Below are 24,083 nucleotides of genomic sequence, written 5' to 3' on the forward strand. Positions count from 1 at the left end.
TCGTCCCTAGACTTCCGGAGGTGCAGATCCCCTTCGTCTCCTCCGAGCGGGCCAGCCTGGGCGTCGAGTGGGAGCTGCAGCTCGTCGACCGGCAGACGCGGGAGCTGACCTCCGGTGCCGTGGAGATCCTCGAGGAGATCCGGCCCGACGGCGCCGACGAGCACCCCAAGGCCAAGCACGAGCTGCTGCAGTCGACCGTCGAGATCATCACCGGCATCTGCGGCACGGTCGCCGAGGCCAAGACCGACCTCGCCGGCACGCTGGCCGAGGTGGCCGCCGCGGCCGACCGCCGCGGGCTGGGCCTCATGTGCGCCGGGACGCATCCGTTCACCGACTGGCAGACGCAGCAGATCTCGCCCAAGGAGCGCTACCTCGAGCTGGTCGAGCGCATGCAGTGGCTGGCCCGCCGGCTGCAGATCTTCGGCGTGCACGTGCACGTCGGCGTCCGGGCGCCGGAAAAGGCGATCCCGATGGTCAACGCGCTGACCCAGTACGTGCCGCACTTCCTGGCGCTGTCGGCGTCCTCCCCGTTCTGGAAGGGGGCGGACACCGGCCTGGCCTCGGCGCGCAGCAAGGTGTTCGAGAGCATGCCCACCGCCGGGCTGCCGTACCAGCTCTCCGGCTGGGACCAGTTCGAGAGCTACATGGAGACGCTGATCTCCACGCACGCCATCGAGAGCGTGCGCGAGGTGTGGTGGGACATCCGCCCGCACCCGAACTTCGGCACCGTCGAGCTGCGCATCTGCGACGGCCTGCCCACGCTCGACGAGATCGGCGCGGTCACGGCGCTGTCCCAGTGCCTGGTGGAGCAGTTCGACTCCCAGCTCGACCGCGGCTACACGCTGCCGACGCCGGCGAACTGGGTGCTGCGCGAGAACAAGTGGCGCGCGGCCCGCTACGGCCTGGACGCCGACATCGTCGTGGACGAGAAGGGCACCGTGCGGCCGGTGCGCCAGGCGATCCTCGACCTGGTGGAGGACCTGGAGCCGACCGCCCGCCGGCTCGGCTGCTCCGCCGAGCTGGCCGACGTCGAGCGGATCCTCGCCGTCGGGGCGTCCTACCAGCGCCAGCGCGCGGTCGCCGCCGCGCACGACGGGGACCTCACCGCCGTCGTCGACAGCCTCGTGGCCGAGCTGAAGAACGGGCTGCCCACGCCGCAGCCCAGCGGGATGGTCTGATGACGGCGGTCGTCGAGAAGCTCGGCGCGGCCGTCGACGACTGGGTCGGCTCCCACGGCGCGCAGCTGGTGTCCACCCGCCGCCACCTGCACGCGCACCCCGAGCTGGCCTTCGCCGAATTCGAGACGACGTCCTTCCTCGAGCAGCGGCTGCGCCCGGCCGGCCTCACGCCCCGGCGGCTGCCCACCGGCACCGGCCTGGTGGTCGAGGTCGGCTCCGGGGACCCCGTCGTCGTCCTGCGGGCGGACATCGACGCGCTGCCGATCAACGACCTCAAGGACGTCCCGTACGCCTCCACCAAGGACGGCCTGGCCCACGCCTGCGGGCACGACGTGCACACGACCGCCGTCCTCGGGGTCGCGCTCGCGCTGGCCGATACCGACGGGCTGCCGGGCACGGTGCGCTGCGTCTTCCAGCCGGCCGAGGAGACCGTCCCCGGCGGCGCGACGGAGGTCGTCGCCGCCGGCGTGCTCGACGGCGCCTCCCGCGCGTTCGCCCTCCACTGCGACCCGTCGGTGCCGGCCGGCAAGGTGGGGCTGCGCACCGGGCCCATCACCGCCGCCTGCGACCGGATGGACGTCGCCCTGATGGGTCCCGGCGGGCACACCGCCCGCCCGCAGCTCACCGTCGACCTGGTCGACGCCCTCGGCCGGCTGATCACCGAGGTCCCGTCGCTGCTGTCGCGGCAGGTCGACCCGCGGGCGGGCATGTCGCTGGTCTGGGGCGCGGTCAACGCCGGGATCGCGGCCAACGCGATCCCGCAGCGCGGGCACCTGCGCGGCACCGTGCGGGTCCTCGACCGCGAGGCGTGGAAGGACGCCGAGGACCTGATCCGCTCCCTGGTCGAGCGGGTGGCCGCGACCACCGGCGCCCAGGTCGACGTCGACTACGTGCGCGGGGTGCCGCCGGTGGTCAACGACCCGCGCGCGGTCGCGCTGCTGCGGTCGGCCGCGCTGGAGACGGTCGGCAGCGAGAACGTGGTGCTCTCGCCGCAGAGCATGGGCGGGGAGGACTTCGGCTGGTTCGCCGACGTCATGCCCATCGCGCTGGCCCGCCTGGGCACGCACGGCGGCGGCCCGCCGCTGGACCTGCACCGCGGGACCTTCGACGTGGACGAGCGGGCGATCGGGGTCGGTGTGCGGCTGCTCGCGCGGGCCGCGCTGCACGCTCTGGTGGCCGATGCGGCACCCGCGCGCACGGGCCCGAGAGCCCCTGGCGACACTTCTGTCCGACGTGCCGTCGACGAGAGGCGGGAACCCGACGATGAGTTCTCCGGACCAGCAGACCGCGCACCCGGCTGACGCCGATGTGCCGGCCGAGCACGAGATCCCCGAGGAGCTCGTGCTGGCCGGCGAGTTCCCGGCCGCGACCCGCGACGAGTGGCGCGACCTGGTGGCCGGCGTGCTGCGCAAGGCCGGGCGGGACCAGCTGCCCGACCCGGTGGAGGACGCGCTGCGCCGCACGGTCGCCACCGGCGTGAGCGTCGCCCCGCTCTACACCGCCGAGGACGCCGGTGACCTGCCGTCGGCGGTCGGCGTCCCGGGGCTGGCGCCGTTCGTGCGCGGCGCCCGGGCGGGGGCGCACCCGGAGAGCGGCGTGCCCGCCGGCTGGGACATCCGGCAGCGGCACGCCCACCCCGACGTCGCCGTCACCAAGGAGGCCGTGCTCGCCGACCTGGAGAACGGCGGCACCTCGCTCTGGCTGGTGCTCGGCGACGGTGCGATCCCGGTGGAGTCGCTGGGCGACGCGCTGGACGGCGTCCTGCTCGACCTGGCGCCGGTGAGCGTCTCCGGTGGTCTCCCGGCGGCGGAGGCGTTCCTCTCCCTCGTCGAGGGCCGCAGCGACCTGGCGCCCGGGGGCTCGCTGGGCCTGGACCCGCTCGGCGTGCAGGCCGCGTCGGGGCAGGAGCAGGACCTCGCCGGGCTGGCCGACGTCGCCCGACGCGCGGCCGCGCACCGCGACCTGCGTACCGTGACCGTCGACGCCACCGTCTTCCACGACGCCGGCGCCTCCGCGGTCGAGGAGCTGGGCTGCTCCCTGGCCGCGGGAGTGGCGTACCTGCGGGCGCTGACCGACGGCGGGCTGTCGGTCGACGACGCGTTCGGCGCCCTGGAGTTCCGCTACGCGGCGACCGCCGACCAGTTCACGACGATCGCCGCGCTGCGCGCCGCCCGCCGGCTGTGGGACCGGGTGGGGGAGGCGTCCGGCGCCTCGCCCGACGTGCGCGCGCAGCGCCAGCACGCGGTCACCTCGTCGGTGATGACCACCCGGCACGACCCCTGGGTCAACATGCTGCGGACGACGGTCGCCTGCTTCGCCGCCGGTGTGGGCGGCGCCGACGTCGTCACCGTCCAGCCGTTCGACGCCGCGCTCGGGCTGCCCGACAGCTTCTCCCGCCGGATCGCCCGCAACACGCAGAACCTGCTGATCGAGGAGGGGTCGCTGGCCCGCGTCCTCGACCCGGCCGGGGGCTCCTGGTACGTCGAGTCGCTGACCGAGGACCTCGCCCAGGCGACCTGGGCCTGGTTCACCGAGATCGAGCGGGCCGGCGGTCTGCCGGCGGCGCTGGCCTCCGGGCTGGTGCGCGACCGGATCGGGCAGGCGTGGGAGGCGCGGGCGAAGCGGCTGGCCCGCCGCGCCGACCCGATCACCGGCGTCAGCGAGTTCCCGAACCTGGCCGAGAAGCTGCCGGAGCGCCAGCCCGCGGCCGAGATCCTGCCGACGGGCGGCCTGCCCCGCCTGCGCGCGGCGCAGGCGTACGAGGAGCTGCGCGACCGCGCCGCGGGCACGGGCGCGCGGGTCCACCTGGCCACGATCGGCCCGGTGGCCCGGCACACCGCCCGGGCCACGTTCGCCGCCAACCTGTTCCAGGCCGGCGGCATCGAGACCGTCGCCGGGGACGGCCTCTCCGGCTTCGCGGAGGCCGGGACGACGGTGGCCTGCATCTGCGGCACCGACAAGGACTACGCGGAATCCGCGGCCGGGGTGGCGAGGCGGCTGCGGGACGCCGGCGCGACCAGCGTCTGGCTGGCCGGCAAGCCGGATCTCGCGGTGGACGGCGTCGACGGCTACGTGTACGCCGGGTGCGACGCCCTCGACGTGCTGAGGACCGTGCACGAGCAGCTGGGAGTGAAGGCATGAGCGGCATCCCCGACTTCGGCGACCTCGAGCTGGGCCGGCCAGCGGCGCAGGCGAGCTCGGACGACTGGGCCAAGCGGTTCGAGGAGGCGACCGGCCGCAGCGTGGCCGAGGCGACCTGGGAGACGCCGGAGGGCATCGCCGTCCCCCCGCTGTTCACCCCGGCGGACCTCGGCGGGCTGGACTTCCTCGGCACCTACCCGGGCATCGCGCCGTACCTGCGCGGGCCCTACCCGACGATGTACACGACCCAGCCGTGGACGATCCGCCAGTACGCGGGCTTCTCCACCGCCACGGAGTCCAACGCGTTCTACCGGCGCAACCTCGCCGCCGGGCAGAAGGGCCTGTCGATCGCCTTCGACCTGCCCACCCACCGCGGCTACGACTCCGACCACCCGCGGGTCGTCGGCGACGTGGGCATGGCGGGGGTGGCGATCGACTCGATCCTCGACATGCGGCAGCTCTTCGACGGCATCCCGCTGGACCGGATGACGGTCTCGATGACCATGAACGGCGCCGTCCTGCCGGTGATGGCGCTCTACATCCTCGCGGCCGAGGAGCAGGGCGTCGCGCCCGAGCAGCTGGCCGGCACCATCCAGAACGACATCCTCAAGGAGTTCATGGTCCGCAACACCTACATCTACCCGCCGAAGCCGTCGATGCAGATCATCAGCGACATCTTCGCGTTCACCTCGCAGAAGATGCCGCGGTTCAACTCGATCTCCATCTCCGGCTACCACATCCAGGAGGCCGGGGCGACCGCCGACCTGGAGCTGGCGTACACGCTGGCCGACGGGGTGGAGTACGTGACGGCGGGCAAGGACGCCGGGCTGGACGTCGACGCGTTCGCCCCGCGCCTCTCCTTCTTCTGGGCCATCGGCATGAACTTCTTCATGGAGGTCGCCAAGCTCCGGGCCGCCCGGCTGCTGTGGGCGAAGCTCATGAAGGAGGCCGGCGCGCAGAACCCGAAGTCGATGTCGCTGCGCACCCACTCGCAGACCTCGGGGTGGTCGCTGACCGCGCAGGACGTCTACAACAACGTCGTCCGCACCTGCCTGGAGGCGATGGCCGCCACCCAGGGGCACACCCAGTCGCTGCACACCAACGCCCTGGATGAGGCGCTGGCCCTGCCCAGCGACTTCTCCGCCCGGATCGCCCGCAACACCCAGCTGCTGCTGCAGCAGGAGTCGGGCACCACCCGGGTCATCGACCCGTGGGGCGGCTCGGCCTACGTCGAGAAGCTCACCTACGACCTGGCCCGCCGGGCATGGGCGCACATCCAGGAGGTGGGCGAGCACGGGGGCATGGCGCAGGCCATCGACGACGGCATCCCGAAGCTGCGCATCGAGGAGGCCGCCGCCCGCACCCAGGCCCGCATCGACTCCGGCCGGCAGCCGGTCATCGGCGTCAACAAGTACCGGGTGGCCGCCGACGAGGCGATCGAGGTGCTGCGCGTCGACAACCGCGAGGTGCTCGCGCAGCAGAAGGCGAAGCTCGAGCAGCTGCGCGCCGAACGCGACGAGGCGGCCACCCGCGAGGCGCTGGCCCGGCTCACCGACGCCGCCCGCGCCGCGGCGGAGGGACGACGGGATCGCGGGAACCTGCTCGAGCTGGCCGTCGACGCCGCCCGCGCGCACGCCTCCGTGGGCGAGATCTCCGACGCGCTGGAGGAGGTCTATGGCCGGCACGCCGCGCAGGTGCGCACCATCTCCGGTGTGTACCGCGACGAGGCAGGGACCAACGAGCCGGTCGAGCAGGCCCGCCGGCTGGCCGCCGAGTTCGAGGAGGCGGAGGGCCGCCGGCCGCGCATCCTCGTCGCCAAGATGGGCCAGGACGGCCACGACCGCGGGCAGAAGGTCATCGCCACCGCGTTCGCCGACCTCGGGTTCGACGTCGACGTGGGCCCGCTGTTCCAGACGCCGGAGGAGGTCGCCCGTCAGGCGGTGGAGGCCGACGTGCACGTGGTCGGGGTCAACTCGCTGGCCGCCGGCCACCTGACGCTGGTCCCGGCGCTGCGCGACGCGCTGGCCGAGCTCGGTGCCGACGACGTGCTGATCGTCGTCGGCGGCGTGATCCCGCCCGACGACGTCCCGACGCTGAAGGAGATGGGCGCGGCCGCGGTCTACCAGCCCGGCACGGTCATCGCCGAGGCGGCGCAGGACCTGCTGCGGACGCTGTCGTCGAACCTCGGCCACTGATGGGCAGACCCGTCGACGTCCCCGCGCTCGCCGAGGGGGTGCTGGCCGGGAACCGGCGGGCGATGTCGCGCGCCATCACGCTGGTCGAGTCCAGCCGGGCCGACCACCGGGAGAAGGCGCAGGAGCTGCTGGTCGAGCTGCTGCCGCACGCCGGGGGAGCGCGGCGGGTCGGCATCAGCGGCGTCCCCGGGGTGGGCAAGTCCACGTTCATCGACCAGCTGGGCGTGACCCTGACCGGCGCCGGGTCGAAGGTGGCGGTGCTCGCCGTCGACCCGTCGTCGGCCCGCTCCGGCGGGTCGATCCTCGGCGACAAGACCCGGATGTCCCGGCTGTCGGTGGACCCGGCCGCGTTCATCCGGCCGTCCCCGACCTCGGGCACCCTCGGCGGCGTCGCGCAGGCCACCCGTGAGTCGATGGTCGTCGTCGAGGCGGCCGGCTACGACGTCGTCCTGGTCGAGACCGTGGGCGTCGGGCAGTCGGAGATCGCCGTCGCCGAGATGGTCGACTCCTTCCTGTTCCTGACGCTGGCCCGCACCGGCGACCAGCTGCAGGGCATCAAGCGCGGCATCCTCGAGATCGCCGACGTGATCGCGGTGAACAAGGCCGACGGTCCCGGGGAGGTCGACGCGCGCTCGGCCGCGCGCGAGCTGTCGCAGGCGATCCGGCTGCTGCGCGGTCGCGGTGGCGCGTGGGACGTGCCGGTGCTGACCTGCTCCGGGCTGACCGGCGCCGGCCTCGACGCCGTCTGGGCCAAGCTGGTCGAGCACCAGGACCGGGCGAAGGCCTCGAGGGCCCTCGACGAGAAGCGCCGGACCCAGCAGGTGCGCTGGACCTGGCAGCTGGTGCGCTCCGCCCTGGAGCACCGGCTGCGCGCCCATCCGGGGGTCAGAGCGCTCGCGCCGGATCTGGAGAAGGCGGTGCTCGCCGGCGAGGTCACCCCCGCGCTGGCCGCCCAGCAGCTGCTCGACGAGTTCCTCGCCAGCCCCGACGCCGGCCCCGGGGGCGTCCCCGGGCCGTGACGGGGGAGCCGGTCAGCCCGTGCGCGGCAGCGGGCTGTCGGTGCTGCGCCGCCGGCGGTTGCGGGCACCCTCGACCCGCGCGCCCAGCGTGGTCAGCAGCTCCCGGTAGTCGGCCTTCGTCCAGGTGCGGTCGGTGAGCACCGTCCACCGGCCCGGCCGGGTCTCCGGCGCCTCCTGCAGCGCGCGGCGCAGCTGGGTGTCGGTCAGCCCCAGGTGCTCGGGCGAGGTGGGCAGGCCGGCGCGCAGGTAGGCGGCGATCAGGTCGTCGTCGAGGTCCTCGTGCAGCAGCGAGGTCAGCAGCGTCGCCAGGCCCACCTGCAGCCCGTGCGCATTCTTGGGGACGTCGAGACGCGCGTCGAGCGCGTGGCTGATCAGGTGCTCCGAGCCCGAGCACGGACGCGACGAGCCGGCGATCGCCATCGCCAGACCGCTCATGATCAGCCCGCGCGCCAGCGCGGCGAGGGCCCGCTGGCCCTCCAGCTCGCCGACGGTCAGCACCGACTCCGCGGCCTGCTCGGCGATCAGGGCGCTGAACTCGTCGCAGCGGTCCTCGCCCCGGGCCTCGGCCAGCCGCCAGTCGCGCACCGCGGACAGGTTGGACAGCAGGTCGCCGAGCCCGGCACGCCCGGTGAGCGCCGGGGCGGCCGAGATCAGGCCGACGTCGACCAGGACGCCGACGGGCATCTTCGCCGCCAGCGACTGCCGGACGCCGTCGCGGTCGATCAGCGAGGCAACCGGCGAGGTGATGCCGTCGTTGGCCAGCGCGGTCGGGACCGCGATCCAGTCGATGCCGACCCGGCAGGCGGCGTACTTGGCGGTGTCGAGGACCCGGCCGCCGCCGATGGCGATGACCAGTTCGTCGTCCTCGGAGATGTGCCGCTGCGCCAGGACGGCGCACTCCTCGACCGTGCCCTGGGTGACCGGGACGACGTCGGGGTCGACACCCATCGCGCGGAGGCCGGCCAGCGCCGTCTCGGCGATCCGCGCCGACGGGCCGCCGCCGGTGACGATGACCAGGCGCCGGTCCAGCCAGCCCATGTCGGCCATCTCCCGGGCGAGCTCGGGCAGGCACCCGGAGGTGATCCGCATCAGGGCGGGGAAGACCGTGGTGCGGCTGGCGGCGGTCACGGCGCCACCGAGCCCGCGGTCTCGAGGTCGGCGGGGTCGTCGATCTCCACCCACAGGGACCCGCCGACCTCGACCGCGCGGCAGTCGACCCGGTCGAGCAGCCGCTCGTGGATCACCGTCTCGTACCAGCCGTTCGGGTTGCCGCCCGAGGTCAGCCAGTCCTCCATCGCCTCGCGCAGGAGGCCCGCGGCCTCCGGCCCGAGCATGAGCATGCCGACGTACTCGCCGGCCGGGTCCGGCACGCCCACCTTGCCGATGTCGGTGATCCGGCCCCCGTTGACGGCGACCTTCATCGCCTCGGCGGTGAGCGGGCGGACGCCGTCCACCGCCAGGGTGGCCGACGCCGCGGCGGACCGGCTGTGCGTGACGAAGCCGTGGTAGAGCGACGAGGGCGCGTACAGGTCGCTGTTGAGCAGGAACACCCGGCCGGTGCTGTCCGCGCACTTCCGCAGCGCGAGCAGCACCGAGTACCAGTTGTTGAGCGTCGCGAACTCGTCGTTGTAGAGCGTGCAGTCCTGGGGCAGGCCCTGCCGGTCGAGGTAGCCGGCCACCTCCTGCGCGCCGTGGCCGGTCACGACGAGCAGCTGCCGCCGCAGGTCGAACAGGTCGCCGAGCGCGCCGAGCTGGCGGTCGGCGATCGTGCCGCCGCCCACGGGAAGCAGCCACTTGGGCGCGGTGGCGGTCATCGAGCCGAGTCGGCTCCCGACGCCGGCCGCGAGGACGACGAGGACGTCGGAGTTCGGCACGGCAGATCCTTCCGGTTGCGGGTCGATCATGGCCCCGTCGAGCGGCACTCGCGCGAGCGCAGCGCGACGACGTAGTCGTTCGGGGCACCGGCGGCCTCGGCGGCGTCGGCGATCGCGCCGAGGTGGCGCGCGGAGGGCAGGCCGCCCTCGAAGGCGTCGAGAGCGTAGACGTAGGCGACGGTGTCGCCGTCCAGGGTGTGCACCCGCAGGTGCAGCTTCCGGTAGAGCCCGTGGTCGGCGCCCTCCCAGGCGTCCAGGCGGCGCTCGTCGGCCTCGGTGAGGTCGTAGAGCGCGACGAACACGCCGGGCGAGTCGTCCTCGGCGGGTACCAGCGTCGCCAGCGCGCCCTCCCAGCCGAACTCCTCGGCCCCGAAGGTCAGCCGCCAGCCGCGGATCCACCCCGTGCCGGTGTGCGGGGAGGACGGACAGCGCCGCAGCATCTGCTCCGGGTCCATGTTGGATCCGTAGGCGGCGTAGAGGGCCATCGCCTGCCGAGCCTACGGCGCGCCCGCCGGTGGCCCGACCCGCACGCCGCACGAGCGCGCCGCCGTCCCACGGCTCCCAGGGGCCACCCCCGCCGGACCGGTGCCCACGGCGCCGCGGGGACAATGGCCGGGCGACATCCGCTCCACATCCCCGGGAAGGGACCCATGACCCGCATCGTCATCATCGGCGGCGGACCGGCGGGCTACGAGGCCGCGCTGGTCGCCGCGCAGCTCGGTGCGCAGGTCACCGTCATCGAGAAGGACGGCGTCGGTGGCGCCAGCGTGCTCACCGACTGCGTGCCCTCCAAGACGCTCATCGCCTCGGCCGGCGCGATGACCTCCGTGCGCGACTCCGCGGGCCTGGGACTCGAGGGCGCCGAGCTGGCCACCGTCGGGCTGGACCTGGCGCGGGTCAACGCCCGGGTCAAGGCGCTCGCCCTCGCCCAGTCCACCGACATCCGCGAGCGGTTGACAGCCGAGGGCGTCACGATCGTCTCCGGCCGGGGCCGGCTCGCCGACGACGCCCCCGGTCTCGCGGCGCACGAGGTGGAGATCCTCGACGAGACCGGCGCCGTCGTCGACGAGATCGAGGGCGACGTCGTCCTCATCGCGACCGGCGCCGACCCGCGGGTGCTGAAGGGCGCCGAGCCGGACGGCGAGCGGATCCTCGACTGGCGGCAGGTCTACGAGCTCGAGGAGATGCCCGAGCACCTGATCGTCGTCGGCTCCGGGGTGACCGGCGCCGAGTTCGCCTCCGGCTACCTGGAGGCCGGCGTCCCGGTCACCCTGGTGTCCTCGCGCGACCGGGTCCTGCCCGGCGAGGACGCCGACGCCGCCGAGGTCGTCGAGCAGGTCTTCCAGGGCCGCGGCGGGCGGATCACCGAGCGCGGGCGCGCCGCGTCGGTGCAGCGCACCGAGAAGGGCGTGCTGGTCGAGCTGACCGACGGGCGGACGGTCGAGGGGTCGCACGCGCTCATGACGGTGGGCACCGTGCCCAACACCGCGGGCCTGAACCTCGAGCAGCACGGCGTGCAGGTCACCGAGTCCGGCCACGTCGTCGTCGACCGCGTCTCGCGGACGTCGGTGCCTGGCATCTACGCCGCCGGCGACGTCACGGGCATCTTCCAGCTGGCCTCGGTGGCGGCGATGCAGGGCCGGATCGCGATGTGGCACGCGCTCGGCGAGGCGGTCACCCCGATCAAGCTGAAGACGGTCGCCGCCAACGTCTTCACCCACCCCGAGATCGCGACCGTCGGCGTGCAGGAGAGGGCGCTGCCCGACCACCCGGACGTCGAGGCCGTGCGCCTGCCGCTGGCCACCAACGCGCGGGCCAAGATGGCCGACCTGCACGACGGGTTCGTCAAGCTCTACGCCCGCCGGTCGACCGGGGTGGTCGTCGGCGGTGTCGTGGTCGCGCCGGGCGCCTCGGAGCTGATCCTGCCGGTCGCGCTGGCCGTCACGAAGGGGCTCACGGTCGACGACCTGGCGCACACGTTCGCGATCTACCCGTCGCTGTCGGGCTCGATCACCGAGGCCGGACGGCGGCTCATGGGCACCGACGACCTGCTGTAGCGCGGGGGCGGTGCACTTCCGCCGGGAGAGCGCCGATGAGGAGAGCACCGTCTCTCCTGGGAGTTCCCTGTGCGTCTCGCCCGACGGCCGCGGCTGCGGTCGCTCACCGGGGTTGCCGCGGTCGCCGTCCCGCTCCTCGCCGTGCCGCTGCTCGCCGTCCCGGCGGCCTCCGCCGACGACAGCCCGTCCGCCGGTGAGACCGTCGTCGGCACGTTGGTCCAGGCCTGGCCGGATCCGGCCGGACCGGAGGAGGCGGCCCCCGGCGAGCCGCTGACGTGGGTCGAGCCGGAACGCGGCGAACCCGTACGGGTGGTGACCGACGACCTGCCCGACGTCGCGGACCTCGACGTCGGGGCCACGGTCCGGGTACGGGTCGGCGAGCCCGTCGCCGACGAGGCGGCGCGGGAGGACGGCCTGGAGGAGGCCCACGAGGTGCTGGCCGCCTCCGTGGTCACGCCGGCGCCCGAGACGGCCCCGGCGGGGCTGCCGACGGCGCCGTCCCTCCCGGCCGGCACCACCGAGGCGGTGACGGTCGTGCTCGTCCGCCCCGGCGGCGTCCCCGCGGACACGACGACCGCGCAGCAGGTCGTCGACCTGGTCAACGGGCCGGTGCACGACTTCTGGGCCGAGCAGAGCGGCGGCGCGGTCCAGGTCGGCGCCACCGCCGCCTCGACCTCGTGGATCAGCACGACCGCGGACTGCACGGAGCCGGCGCAGATGTGGACCCAGGCGGCAACGGCGGCCCAGTGGTCGGGCGCCTGGCACACGCACCTGATGCTGTACCTCTCGAGCGCGGCCCAGGACTGCTCGGTCGGCCTCGGGGAGGTCGGGTTCGCCATCGGCCTGCCCACCCGGTTCTATGTTCAGGACGTCCTCCCGTCGGTCACGGCGCACGAGCTCGGGCACAACTTCGGGCTGGGCCACTCCTCGCTGGTGCACTGCGACGGCACCGTCGACGCCGACCCGTGCGGGGTGTCCGCGTACGGCGACCTCTACGACGTCATGGGGGCGTCGTGGGAGCAGTTCGGCACGCTCAGCGCCCCGCAGGCGGATCTCGTCGGCCTCCTTCCCGGCGACCAGGTGTCGACCGTGGAGACGTTCACCCCCTCCGCGTCCTACCGGCTGGCCCCGACGAGCGACCGCGCCGGCGTGCGCGCGCTGCAACTCGTGGGCCGGGACGACTCCGAGTACTGGCTCGAGTACCGGACGGCGACCGGGCGCGATGCCTACCTGGGGACGGCGGACAACCGCTACGGCCTCGAGCAGGGCGTCCTCCTCCGACTGGCCACCTACGACGACGACACCTCGCTCCTGTTCGACGGCAGCCCCTCGGCGCAGGCGTCCTGGAACGGCGACCTGCAGGAGGCACTGCCGGTGGGCAGCCCGGTTCCGATCGCCGGGGGCGAGTTCACCGTGACCGTCACCGGCGCGTCCGGGACGGGTGCCGACGTCGTCGTGACGCCGTCGGGCTACGCGGAGCCGATGCACGTCCTCTACCGCTCGTCCGGCGGGCCCGATGGGTCGCTGGGCTACGAGACGCGCGCCCCCGCGTGCGGCCTGCGCAACGGCGGCTGCCGTCGCGAGTTCGAGAACGGCTGGATCTACTGGTCGCCGGCCACCGGCGCGCACACCGTCGAACGAGGTCCTCTCGCGGCGTGGTGGCTGGACGGCGGGGCGCAGAACGGCCCCCTCGGGTACCCGACGGCCGACTTCGCCTGCTGGTTGCAGGGAGGCGGCTGCTCCCAGGACTTCCAAGGGGGCGTGGTCTTCCAGAGCCCGGGCGGTCGTGTGGCGGCCGTCTCGGGCTCGTTCCAGAGCCGGTACTTCGCCCTGGGCTCCGACAACAGTGCGCTCGGCTTCCCGACCCGGGGCCAGCGCTGCGGCTTGAGGAACGGCGGCTGTTACCAGGCCTTCGAGAACGGCAACCTGTACTCCCTGCCCGGTGCACCGGTGCGGGCCGTCGTGGCCTCGCCGGTCATGTCGCGGTGGGGAGCGCTGGGCTGGGAGAACGGGTGGCTCGGCTACCCGGTCGGCGACACCCGGTGCGGCCTGGTGAACGGCGGCTGCTTCCAGGCCTTCCAGGGCGGCTCGATCTACTGGTCGCCGGCCACGGGCGCCCGGACGGTGAAAGGCGCGATCCGCAGCCACTGGGGCACCAAGAACTACGAGAAGGGGCTGCTGGGCTACCCCACGTCCGACGAGCGGTGCGGCTTGGTGAACGGCGGCTGTTTCCAGACGTTCCAGGGCGGGTCGATCTACTGGTCGCCGGCCACCGGCCCGCACGCGGTCGGGGGTGCCATCCGGGACGCGTGGGGGAGCCTGGGCTGGGAAACGGGGCGGCTCGGCTACCCGACGTCGGAGGAGCGGTGCGGGCTGCGCGTCGGCGGCTGCTTCCAGCGGTTCCAGGGCGGCTCCGTCTACTGGTCCCCGGCCAGCGGGGCGCACGCCGTCTCGGCGACCAGTCCGATCACGGCCACGTGGGCGAAGCACGGCTACGAGAGGGGCTTCCTGGGCTATCCGGTGACCGAGCTCTACCCGGTCCCGGGCGGACAGGCGCAGCGGTTCGAGGGCGGGATGCTCTACACCGACCGGTTCGGGCGCGTGTATCTGACCGCCTGATCCGTCGGGGGCGGTAGCGGCTGCTGGGGCGGGCGTGACGGATCGTTCCCCGATTCGGCTTGATCCGGTGCCGGCGGCTGCCGAGGCCGCCGATGGGGAAGGAGATGCCTTCCTCCCCATGCCGTCTCGCCGGCCGCCTGGTGACCGCCCTCGCGGTGTGCGCCGGCGTGCTGCTGCCCGCGGCGAGCGCCGCCGCGGACGAGCCGAGCGGTACCACCGTCGTCGGCGAGCTGGTGCAGGCCTATCCGGAGCAGGCCCATCCCGGGCAGGCGGAGCCCGACCACGGCAGTGACGCCCCGCTGAGCTGGGTCCGGACGGCGGAGGGCGAGTCGGTCCGCGTGCCGACCGAGGCGCTGGCCGACGTGCCCGCCGGCGCCACGGTGTCGGTGGACGTCGGCGGCCGGCTCCCGGACGACGCCGCGCAGGAGGGGTACGAGCCGGCGCTCGAGGTCCGCGACGCCGACGTCCTCGACGCCCCCGCCGCCGCGGCCGCCCCGGCTGCCCCGGCTGCCGCCGCGATCACCAACCAGGTCACCGTGGCCATGGTCGTGCCGGCCGGCGGCGAGCGGGACGCCACCACGCTCGGCCAGGTCGTGGCCACGGTGGACGGGCCGGTCGCGCGGTTCTGGTCGGAGCAGACCGGCGGCGCCGTCCGGCTCGGCGTCACCGCGACGCACGACTGGCTGACCACAAGCGCCGGTTGCACCGACCCCAACGCGCTGTGGGACGAGGTCGCCCGGCGGGTCGGGTTCGTCGCCGGCCCGGGCCGCCACCTCGTCGTCTACCTGAGCAGCCGCCCCGCCGACCTGCCCGGCTGCTCCTACGCCCTCGGCCAGGTCGGCGCCGGCGTGTCCTCCGGCGGGCGGCTCTACGTCCGCGACGCGCTGCCCTCGGTCATCGCCCACGAGCTCGGCCACAACTTCGGCCTCGGGCACTCCTCGGGGCTGCAGTGCGACCGCGCGCTGGAGGCCGGCACCTGCCGCACCCAGGGCTACCGCGACTACTACGACGTCATGGGCGCCTCCTGGAGCGCGCTCGGCGCGCTGTCCGCCGTCCAGGCCGACCGCCTCGGCGTCCTGCCGGCCGCCGCGCGGCTCGACCTCGCGCCCGGCGCGCCGGCCGGCTCCCACGACCTCGCGCCCCTGGCCGGCCCGGCCGGGACGCGGGCGATCCGGCTGACCGCGGCCGACGGCGCCGTCTACTGGCTGGAGTACCGCGCCCCCGTCGGCCAGGACGCGTGGCTCGGCACGGGCGACAACCGCTTCCGGCTCGACACCGGCGTGCTGCTGCACCGTGCCGGCGCCTTCCCCGACACCTCGCTCCTCCTGGACGGCACCCCCGCGCCGGCCGCCGGGTGGGACGGCGACCTGCAGGCCGCCCTCCCCGTCGGCGTCCCGGTCGCCGTCGGCGGCGGCGCGTTCACCGTGACCGTGCAGGCCGTGGCCGCCGGGGGCGCGACCGTCGGCGTGGTGGCGGCGCCGGGCGTCGCCGCCGGGGCCGTCCCCGTCGCGCCCGCACCGGCCGGCACCGTCCTCCCCGGCGAGGCCGCGGACGGCGGCGCCGAGGGGACGCCGACCGCACCCGACGCCACCGGCGCGCCGGCGACCGCCGAGAGCGCCGCCCCGGGCACCGGAACCCCCACCGGCGGTGCGGCGAGCCCCGCGCCGCAGACCACGGCGGCCTCGACCGTCGACGGCGGGCTGGCCGAGGCGGCCGACACCAGCGCCGTTGGCACGACCCCGGTGCCCCTGGGCCTCTGCGCCGCCGGCGCGGCCGGTGTGCTGCTCGTGGCGGCGGCCGCGCTGGGGCTGCGTCGCCGCGCCGCCCTGTCCCGCCGTCCTCGCTGACGTCGTCCGACCGGGTGGTGGCGGTGCGCCGGCGCTCCGGTCGTGCCGATGACTACGACGACCCCCGTTCCCGAGGAGCTGCCGTGCATCTCGTGCGCCCCGCGCGTGCCGTCATCGTCCTGACCGCCGCGGCTGTCGTGGCCGGGATCGCCGTCGCCGCTCCCGGCACCGCGCGCGCGGAGGGGCCGGCGACGGAGGAGACCGTGACCGGTGTCCTCGTGCAGGCCTGGCCGGAGTACGAGCACCCCGCCGAGGCCGCCTCCCGCGGCGACGAGGGACCGCTGAGCTGGATCGAGACCGAGGACGGCGAGTCGATCCGCGTCCCGACCGATGATCTCGCCGAGGCGGCGGACGTCCCGGTCGGCGCGACCGTCGAGGTCACGCTCGGCCGGACGGTCGTCGACGAGGCGGCCACCGAGGACGGGCTGGAGCCGGCCCAGGCGGTGCTGGACGCGACCGTGGTCGAGGTCCCCGCGGAACCGCCGACGGCGGAGGCGGACGGGGCGGCGACGAACGAGGTCACCGTGGTGGCGGTCGCCCCGGAGGGAACGACCCCCGACCGCACCGCCGTCTCCACGGTCGTGAACAAGGTCAACGGCGACGTGGCGGCGTTCTGGTCGTCGCAGACCGACGGCGCGGTGCGGATCCACGCGACGGCCGGCCGGGCCGGGTGGCTGACCACGGACAAGGACTGCAGCCGGCCGGCGGAGCTGTGGAAGGAGATCGCCTTCCGTGTCGGTTGGAGCCCCCTCCCGGGCAAGCACCTGCTGCTCTACCTGCCCCGCACCGCCGGGTCGTGCGCCTACGGGCTCGCGGAGGTCGGCAGCACGCTCAGCAGCGGCGGCCGGCTCTACGTGCGGGACGTGGCCACGTCGGTGATCGCGCACGAGCTGGGGCACAATCTGGGCCTCGGGCACTCCTCCGAGATCCAGTGCGACGGCGCGGTCGACACGGGCACGTGCCGGCTGGCCGAGTACAACGACCTGTACGACGTCATGGGCTTCTCCTGGGAGCTGCTCGGCTCGCTGAACGTCGCCCAGGCCGATCGGCTGGGCCTGCTGCCCGACGCGGAGAAGGTCAGCGCGAACACCTGGGACCCGGAGGCCGGCTACACCCTCGCTCCGGTGTCCGCGCCGAGCGGGGTCCGGGCCCTCGAGCTCGTCGACCCGTTCGGGGACAGCTACTGGCTGGAGTACCGGCAGGCCTCCGGGCAGGACGCCTGGCTCAGCGCGACCACCGGCTGGCTGGACAGCGGCGTGACGCTCCGGCTGGGCGATCCCACGACGTTCGCCCAGAACTCCTCGCTGCTCCTGGACGGGACCCCGTCGCGGTCCGCCGGGTGGGCGGACGACGTGCAGGTCGTCTTCCCCGTCGGGCGCTCGGTGCCGGTGCCGGACGCGGACTTCACCGTGACCGTGGAGAGCGTCGACCCGGTCGGCAACGCGGTCGTCCGGATCAGCCCCGGGGGCAGCCCAGGAGGCCTGAAGTACCACACCACGGGCGGCCCGACCGGTCCGCTGGGCTGGCCGACCAGGTCGCTGGCGTGCGGGTTCCGCGACGGCGGCTGCTTCCGGGCCTACCAGAACGGATCGATCTACTGGTCGGCGAGGACGACCCCCTCGGTCGTGGGCGGCACCCTGCGCAGCCGCTGGGGGGCGCTGGGCTGGGAGCGGGGCGTGCTGGGCTACCCGGTCGCCGACGCCTCCTGCGGGCTGACCGACAACGGCTGCTCGCAGCCCTTCCAGGGCGGGACGCTCTACGACAGCGACTCCACGGCGGCGCAGGTCGTGCGCGGTGCCATCCGCACCAAGTGGCTCGCCGCCGGCGGCCCGGACAGCGCCCTGGGCTACCCGACCGGCGACGAGCGCTGCGGATTGACCGGCGGGGGGTGCTTCCAGTCGTTCCAGCACGGCTGGGTCTACTGGTCGTCCGCCACGGGTGCGTCCACGGTCGAGGCCGGTGCCGTCCGCAGTCGGTGGGGGGCGCTGGGCTGGGAGCGCGGCAGGCTGGGCTATCCCACCGGTGACCTCGTCTGCGGACTGCCCGGCAACGGGTGCTCGCAGACCTTCCAGGGTGGTTCGCTCTACGGCAGCGACTCGACCGCGGCGCAGATCGTGCGTGGCGCCATCCGTACGAAGTGGCTCGCCGGGGGAGGGCCGGGCGGCTCCCTGGGCTACCCGACGTCGGACGAGCGCTGCGGTCTGCGCGACCGAGGCTGCTTCCAGGCGTTCCAGGGCGGGTGGGCCTACTGGTCGCCGGCGACCGGCGCCCGGGTCGTCGCTCCGGGCGCGGTCCGCGACCGCTGGGGGGCGCTGGGCTGGGAGCGCGGCCGGCTGGGCTACCCGACCGGTGATCCCGTGTGCGGGCTGCCCGACAACGGCTGTGCCCAGACCTTCCAGGGCGGGACCCTGATCGGCAGCGACTCGGGGACCGTGCGGATCCTCAAGGGCGCGATCCGCACCCGGTGGACGGCCGCCGGCGGGGTGGCCGGCGCTCTGGGCTACCCGGACATGGACGAGTACTGCGGTCTGCCCGACGGCGGCTGCTTCCAGCACTTCCAGGGCGGCGCCGTGTACTGGACGCGGACCACCGGCGCGCACACCGTCTCCGGGGAGCTCCTGGCGGAGTGGGAGCGCAGCGGCGGGGAGTACGGCCGGCTCGGCTACCCCCTCGACGAGCCCCAGGTCATCGGCGGCGACACCGTGCAGCGGTTCGAAGGCGGCACGCTGACCTACATCGCCGCCGAGGCCAGGGTCGCGGTCGGCTGACCGGAGGTCACCCCGCCGCGTCGGCGATGGTGCAGAGGACGGCGCCGCTGGTCACGGTCGCGCCCACCTCGGCGGACAGCCCGGTCACCGTGCCGTCCTTGTGCGCCGTGATCGGCTGCTCCATCTTCATCGCCTCGAGGACGACGACCAGGTCGCCGGCCTTCACCGTGGCGCCGTCGGCGACCGCGACCTTCACGATCGTGCCCTGCATGGGCGAGGTGAGGGAGTCGCCGGAGGTGCCGGAGCCGCCGTGCCCGGAGCCGCGCTTGCGGGGCTTGGCCGGCGCGCCCACGCCGCCGCCACCGCCGCCCCCGCCGAGCGCCAGGCCCGCGGGCAGCGAGACCTCGAGCCGGCGCCCGCCGACCTCGACGACGACGGTCTGCCGGGGCGCCGCCTCCTCCTGCTCGGCCGGGGCCGCGCCGTAGGGCTCGACCTGGTTGTCCCACTCGGTCTCGATCCAGCGGGTGTGCACGGTGAACGGCTCGCTGGTGAACGCCTCGTCGCGGACCACGGCCCGGTGGAACGGGATCACCGTGGGCATGCCCTCGACGACCAGCTCGTCCAGGGCCCGGCGGGAGCGCTCGAGCGCCTCCTCGCGGCTGGCGCCGTGGACGATGAGCTTGGCCAGCATGGAGTCGAACGCCCCGGCGACCTCGCCGCCCTGCTCGACGCCGGAGTCCCAGCGCACGCCGGGGCCCTGCGGGATCTCCAGGCGGGTGACGGGGCCGGGGGCGGGCAGGAAGTTGCGGCCGGCGTCCTCGGCGTTGATCCGGAACTCGATCGCGTGCCCTCGGGGTGTCGGGTCCTCGGTGATCTCCAGCGGCAGGCCGTCGGCGATGCGGAACTGCTGGCGGACCAGGTCGACGCCGGCGGTCTCCTCGCTGACCGGGTGCTCGACCTGCAGCCGGGTGTTGACCTCGAGGAAGGAGATCGAGCCGTCGGTGCCGACCAGGTACTCGACGGTGCCGGCGCCGTGGTAGCCGGCCTCCTTGCAGATGGCCTTGGCGGACTCGTGGATGCGCGCCCGCTGCTCGTCGGTGAGGAACGGCGCGGGGGCCTCCTCGACCAGCTTCTGGTTGCGCCGCTGCAGCGAGCAGTCGCGGGTGCCGACGACGATCACGTTGCCGTGCGTGTCGGCCAGGACCTGCGCCTCGACGTGCCGCGGCTTGTCGAGGAAGCGCTCGACGAAGCACTCCCCGCGGCCGAAGGCGGAGACCGCCTCGCGGACCGCGGAGTCGAACAGCTCCGGGATCTCCTCCGTGGTGCGGGCCACCTTCAGCCCGCGGCCGCCGCCGCCGAACGCGGCCTTGATCGCCACCGGCAGACCGTGCTCCTCGGCGAAGGCGATCACCTCGTCGGCGTCCTTGACCGGGTCCTTGGTGCCGGGCACGAGCGGCGCACCCGCCTTGGTGGCGATGTGCCGGGCCTGCACCTTGTCGCCCAGGGCGATGATCGCCTCGGGGGAGGGCCCGATCCAGGTCAGCCCCGCGTCGAGGACGGCCTGGGCGAAGCCGGCGTTCTCGGACAGGAAGCCGTAGCCCGGGTGGACGGCGTCCGCGCCGGACTGCTTGGCGACGTCGATGAGCTTGTCGATGACCAGGTAGGAGTCGCCGGGCGTCATCCCGCCGAGGGCGAACGCCTCGTCGGCCGCGCGCACGTGCAGCGCGTCCCGGTCGGGCTCGGCGTACACCGCCACGCTGGTCAGGCCGGCGTCCTTGCACGCACGGGCCACGCGCACCGCGATCTCGCCGCGGTTGGCGATCAGGACCTTCTGCACCGGTGTTCTCCCTCGGAAAGTCGACCGTTCCGGACTGTAACCAGCCGGGCTGCCGCCCCGGACGGCGGGCGGGGTGTCAGCGCCGCCAGAGGTCGGTGAGCGCCAGCCCCCGCTTGGCCAGTTGCGTGCGCAGCGTCGCCAGCGACAGCCCGACCACCGCCGCGGGGTCGCCGTCCACCCGCCGGACGAACGGCGCGCCCAGCCCGTCGAGGGTGAAGGCGCCCGCGACGGCGAGCGGCTCGCCGGTCGCCAGGTAGGCCTCGAGCTCCTCCGGCGTGATCGAGGCGAAGTGCACCACCGTCGAGACGACGGCGACGTCGCGGCTGACCACCGCGCCGTCCCGCACGTCGAGCAGCGCCTGGCCGGTGTGCAGGACGCCGCTGTGCCCGCCCATCCGCTGCCAGCGGTCGCGCGCCTCGTGCAGGTCGGCGGGCTTGCCGTACGCCTCCCCGCGGAACTCCAGCAGCGAGTCGGCGCCGATCACCAGCGCGTCGGTCTCCTGCTCGGCGACGGCCTTGGCCTTGGCCGCCGCCAGCAGGGCCACCCGCTCGGCCACCCGCGGCGCCTGCACCGAGGACTCGTCGAGCTGGCTGATCACGACCTCGGGGGAGAGCCCGGCCTGCCGGAGCAGGTTGAGCCGGGCGGGGGAGGCGCTGCCCAGCACCAGCCGCCGATCGACACTCACGCGAACCTCCCGGAAGCGCGCCAGCCCCCGGGGCCGGCCTGCAGCGGACGGCGGTGGCCGTCGGCGAAGGACCCCCAGACGCCGACCGGGGTCACCCGCCGGCGCTCGCGCCGCTGCGAGAGCGCCGCGACGACGACGGTGAGCGCGGCCAGCTCCTCGGCGGTGGGGTCCCCCGACACGATCCGCAGGAGGGGGGTGTCGCTCACGAGACGCTCCCGAGGGTGTCGCCCGGAGCGGGGGCCCGGGGGGCACCCCGAGGGGCGACGGGAGAGGGCTCCACGCAACAGGGGGACGGCACCTGGACGCGGTGCCGCCCGGAGGGCGGCCATGTCATAGCGGGATGTTCCCGTGCTTCTTCGGCGGCAGTGACTGGCGCTTGTTGGCCAGCACCCGCAGCGCCTTGGTGATCTGCACGCGGGTGTGCGACGGCGGGATCACCGCGTCGACGTACCCGCGGTCGGCGGCGATGTACGGCGAGAGCAGCGCGTCCTCGTACTCGGTGATCAGCTCGGCCCGGCGGGTCTCCGGGTCGTCGGCCGCGGCGAGCTCCTTGCGGTAGAGGATCCCGACCGCGCCCTGCGCGCCCATGACCGCGATCTGCGCCGTCGGCCAGGCGAGGTTGAGGTCGGCCCCGAGGTGCTTGGAGCCCATGACGTCGTAGGCGCCGCCGTAGGCCTTGCGGGTGATCACCGTGATCTTCGGGACCGTCGCCTCCGCGTAGGCGTAGATCAGCTTGGCCCCGCGGCGGATGATCCCCTCCCACTCCTGCGAGGTGCCCGGGAGGAAACCGGGGACGTCGACGAACGTCAGCACCGGGATGTTGAAGGCGTCGCAGGTGCGCACGAAGCGCGCGGCCTTCTCGCTGGCGTCGATGTCCAGCGTGCCGGCGAACTGGGTCGGCTGGTTGGCCACCACCCCGACCGGGCGGCCCTCGACCCGGCCGAAGCCGACCACGATGTTCGGCGCCCACAGCTGCTGCACCTCGAGGAACTCGCCGTCGTCGAGCACGTGCCCGATGACGGTGTGCATGTCGTAGGGGCTGTTGGCCGAGTCCGGCACGAAGGTGTCGAGCTCGAGGTCCTCGTCGGTCAGCGCGTCGGGCAGCACAGTGTCGACCGGGCCCACCTCGACGGCGGGCAGCGGGTCGAGGTTGTTGCTCGGCAGGTACGACAGCAGCGCCTTGACGTAGTCGAGGGCGTCGTTCTCGTCCTCGGCCAGGTAGTGGGCGACCCCGGACTTGGTGTTGTGGGTGCGGGCGCCGCCGAGCTCCTCGAGCGTGACCTCCTCGCCGGTCACCGTCTTCACCACGTCGGGGCCGGTGATGAACATCTGGCTGGTCTTGTCGACCATGACCGTGAAGTCGGTGAGCGCGGGGGAGTAGACGTGGCCGCCGGCGGCGGCGCCCATGATCAGCGAGATCTGCGGGATGACGCCGGAGGCGTGCACGTTGCGCCGGAAGATCTCGCCGTAGAGGCCGAGGGAGACCACGCCCTCCTGGATCCGCGCCCCGCCGCCCTCGTTGATGCCGATCACCGGGCAGCCGTTGCGCATGGCGAAGTCGAGGACCTTGACGATCTTCTCGCCGTAGACCTCGCCGAGGCTGCCGCCGAAGACGGTGACGTCCTGGGAGAAGATCGCCACCGGCCGCCCGTCCACGGTGCCGTAGCCGCTGACGACGCCGTCGCCGAAGGGTCGGCGGTCCTCCATGCCGAAGTTGGTGGAGCGGTGGCGGGCGAACTCGTCGAACTCGGTGAACGAGCCCGGGTCCAGCAGCGCCTCGATCCGCTCGCGGGCGGTCATCTTGCCGGCGGCGTGCTGCTTCTCCACGGCCCGCTCGGAGCCCGCGTGGGTGGCCTCCTGCACGCGCCGCTCGAAGTCGGCGAGCTTGCCGGCTGTGGTGTGGATGTCGATGTCGTCGGGGACGTGCTCCCCGGCGCCCTGCAGTTCGGCCGCACTCACGCTTACCTGCCTCGCTCCGCTGGGACGTTGCGGCCCCGCTCGCCTTGTCACGGATCACGCGAGGCTCTCGGGGCCGTAGCGTAGGTGACGTGCCGGACGCCCCTTCCTCCCGCTGGTCGGACCTGGACCGGCCGGGGCTCGACGGCCCGGCCCTGGCGGCGGCGCTGACCCGCGACACCGGCCTGTGGCGCTCCCTCGAGGTGGTCGACACGATCGGTTCGACCAACGCCGCGCTGCTGGCCCGCGCCGCGGACGACGCCCCCGAGGGCACCGTCCTCGTCGCCGAGTACCAGGAGGCCGGCCGCGGCCGGCTCGACCGCACCTGGACCTCCCCGCCGCGGGCCGGGCTCACCGTCTCGGTGCTCGTCCGGCCCGACGTCCCGGCCGCCCGCCGGGCCTGGCTGCCGCTGCTCACCGGCGTGGCGCTGGCGGAGTCGGTCGGCGACGTCACCGGCGTCCGTGCCTCGCTGAAGTGGCCCAACGACCTGCTCGCGCTCGACGGCCGCAAGCTGGCCGGCATCCTCGCCGAGGCCGCCGAGAACGCCGTCGTCGTCGGCACCGGCCTGAACGTCAACACCAACGCGGGCGAGCTGCCCGACACCGGCACCTCGCTGTCGGTGGTCACCGGGGCGGCCGTGGACCGGGGCCCGCTGCTGCTGGCGTTCCTGCGTGCCTTCGAGCGGCGCTACCGCGCCTGGACCGGCGCCCTCGGCGATCCCGTCGGCAGCGGCCTCGCGCGGGACTACCTCGCCTGGTCGTCGACGGTCGGGACGACGGTCAGCGTGACGATGCCCGACGGCTCGGAGCTCGAGGGCGTCGCGCAGGCCGTCGACTGGGACGGCCGGCTGGTGGTCGCCACCGGCGGCGGCACCGTGGAGCTCGCCTCCGGAGACGTGCGGCACGTGCGCGAGCGCGCCGTCCCCGGGGATGGGTGACGGCTGCGCTCGGCTGGGTCATCCTGTCG

At 74.4% G+C, this 24,083-nt stretch carries 17 protein-coding genes; 10 read left to right on the forward strand and 7 right to left on the reverse strand.

The genetic code is table 11. The features are described from left to right. Nucleotides 1-20: 20 nt before the first annotated feature. Genes ACWIYF_RS04760 through meaB form a run of 5 tightly spaced genes read left to right on the forward strand, consistent with a single transcriptional unit; the run spans nucleotide 21 to nucleotide 7,533 of the window. Complete coding sequence (locus tag ACWIYF_RS04760) at nucleotides 21-1,178, forward strand: glutamate--cysteine ligase (RefSeq protein WP_448626965.1); 1,158 nt, start codon at nucleotides 21-23, stop codon at nucleotides 1,176-1,178. Beyond that, on the forward strand, nucleotides 1,178-2,479 hold the full coding sequence (locus ACWIYF_RS04765) for an amidohydrolase (RefSeq protein ID WP_448626966.1): 1,302 nt from the start codon (nucleotides 1,178-1,180) through the stop codon (nucleotides 2,477-2,479). Before ACWIYF_RS04760 ends, ACWIYF_RS04765 begins: the two co-directional genes overlap by 1 nt. After that, nucleotides 2,442-4,319, forward strand: a complete 1,878-nt coding sequence (locus ACWIYF_RS04770; RefSeq protein WP_448626967.1) for a methylmalonyl-CoA mutase family protein — start codon at nucleotides 2,442-2,444, stop codon at nucleotides 4,317-4,319. The genes ACWIYF_RS04765 and ACWIYF_RS04770 overlap by 38 nt, the downstream gene beginning before the upstream one ends. Beyond that, nucleotides 4,316-6,514 (forward strand): methylmalonyl-CoA mutase, encoded by a 2,199-nt coding sequence (gene scpA, locus ACWIYF_RS04775; protein WP_448626968.1) that lies wholly within the window; start codon nucleotides 4,316-4,318, stop codon nucleotides 6,512-6,514. The genes ACWIYF_RS04770 and scpA overlap by 4 nt, the downstream gene beginning before the upstream one ends. Then, nucleotides 6,514-7,533, forward strand: a complete 1,020-nt coding sequence (meaB, locus tag ACWIYF_RS04780) for a methylmalonyl Co-A mutase-associated GTPase MeaB (protein ID WP_448626969.1) — start codon at nucleotides 6,514-6,516, stop codon at nucleotides 7,531-7,533. Before scpA ends, meaB begins: the two co-directional genes overlap by 1 nt. A 12-nt stretch (nucleotides 7,534-7,545) precedes the next feature. Here meaB and ACWIYF_RS04785 read toward each other — a convergent pair whose 3' ends face one another. From ACWIYF_RS04785 to ACWIYF_RS04795, 3 genes are read right to left on the reverse strand one after another with little or no spacing between them, the layout of a single operon-like run. Beyond that, nucleotides 7,546-8,661: an iron-containing alcohol dehydrogenase gene (locus tag ACWIYF_RS04785; protein ID WP_448626970.1), complete on the reverse strand. Its 1,116-nt coding sequence runs from the start codon at nucleotides 8,659-8,661 to the stop codon at nucleotides 7,546-7,548. After that, complete coding sequence (locus tag ACWIYF_RS04790; protein ID WP_448626971.1) at nucleotides 8,658-9,407, reverse strand: phosphocholine cytidylyltransferase family protein; 750 nt, start codon at nucleotides 9,405-9,407, stop codon at nucleotides 8,658-8,660. Before ACWIYF_RS04790 ends, ACWIYF_RS04785 begins: the two co-directional genes overlap by 4 nt. A gap of 26 nt (nucleotides 9,408-9,433) precedes the next feature. Beyond that, complete coding sequence (locus tag ACWIYF_RS04795) at nucleotides 9,434-9,892, reverse strand: gamma-glutamylcyclotransferase family protein (protein ID WP_448626972.1); 459 nt, start codon at nucleotides 9,890-9,892, stop codon at nucleotides 9,434-9,436. A 165-nt stretch (nucleotides 9,893-10,057) separates the two neighbouring features. Here ACWIYF_RS04795 and ACWIYF_RS04800 point away from each other — a divergent pair, with 165 nt between their 5' ends. From ACWIYF_RS04800 to ACWIYF_RS04815, 4 genes are all read left to right on the forward strand, one after another. Next, nucleotides 10,058-11,464 (forward strand): NAD(P)H-quinone dehydrogenase, encoded by a 1,407-nt coding sequence (locus ACWIYF_RS04800; protein ID WP_448626973.1) that lies wholly within the window; start codon nucleotides 10,058-10,060, stop codon nucleotides 11,462-11,464. A 69-nt stretch (nucleotides 11,465-11,533) separates the two neighbouring features. After that, nucleotides 11,534-14,083 carry a hypothetical protein gene (locus ACWIYF_RS04805; protein ID WP_448626974.1) on the forward strand — a complete coding sequence of 850 codons (2,550 nt, stop codon included), beginning with the start codon at nucleotides 11,534-11,536 and terminating at the stop codon, nucleotides 14,081-14,083. Nucleotides 14,084-14,187: 104 nt separating this feature from the next. Beyond that, nucleotides 14,188-15,930 carry a reprolysin-like metallopeptidase gene (locus ACWIYF_RS04810; protein ID WP_448626975.1) on the forward strand — a complete coding sequence of 581 codons (1,743 nt, stop codon included), beginning with the start codon at nucleotides 14,188-14,190 and terminating at the stop codon, nucleotides 15,928-15,930. Between the two features lie 83 nt (nucleotides 15,931-16,013). After that, nucleotides 16,014-18,698 (forward strand): reprolysin-like metallopeptidase, encoded by a 2,685-nt coding sequence (locus ACWIYF_RS04815; RefSeq protein ID WP_448626976.1) that lies wholly within the window; start codon nucleotides 16,014-16,016, stop codon nucleotides 18,696-18,698. A 7-nt stretch (nucleotides 18,699-18,705) separates the two neighbouring features. On the opposite strand, the gene ACWIYF_RS04820 is transcribed toward ACWIYF_RS04815, so the two are convergent. The 4 genes from ACWIYF_RS04820 to ACWIYF_RS04835 form a co-directional block, all read right to left on the reverse strand. Continuing rightward, entirely contained in the window at nucleotides 18,706-20,475 is a 1,770-nt protein-coding gene (locus tag ACWIYF_RS04820) for an acetyl/propionyl/methylcrotonyl-CoA carboxylase subunit alpha (RefSeq protein ID WP_448626977.1), read from the reverse strand. Between the two features lie 76 nt (nucleotides 20,476-20,551). Next, entirely contained in the window at nucleotides 20,552-21,160 is a 609-nt protein-coding gene (locus tag ACWIYF_RS04825) for a Maf family protein (RefSeq protein WP_448626978.1), read from the reverse strand. Beyond that, a complete protein-coding gene (locus ACWIYF_RS04830) occupies nucleotides 21,157-21,366 on the reverse strand; it encodes an acyl-CoA carboxylase subunit epsilon (protein ID WP_448626979.1) in 210 nt (69 codons plus the stop codon). Before ACWIYF_RS04830 ends, ACWIYF_RS04825 begins: the two co-directional genes overlap by 4 nt. A 124-nt stretch (nucleotides 21,367-21,490) precedes the next feature. Next, on the reverse strand, nucleotides 21,491-23,119 hold the full coding sequence (locus ACWIYF_RS04835; protein ID WP_448626980.1) for an acyl-CoA carboxylase subunit beta: 1,629 nt from the start codon (nucleotides 23,117-23,119) through the stop codon (nucleotides 21,491-21,493). A gap of 89 nt (nucleotides 23,120-23,208) precedes the next feature. Between ACWIYF_RS04835 and ACWIYF_RS04840 the strand changes: the two genes are divergently transcribed. Then, nucleotides 23,209-24,054: a biotin--[acetyl-CoA-carboxylase] ligase gene (locus tag ACWIYF_RS04840; protein WP_448626981.1), complete on the forward strand. Its 846-nt coding sequence runs from the start codon at nucleotides 23,209-23,211 to the stop codon at nucleotides 24,052-24,054. Nucleotides 24,055-24,083 lie beyond the last annotated feature (29 nt).

The organism is Geodermatophilus sp. URMC 64, assembly GCF_053502555.1.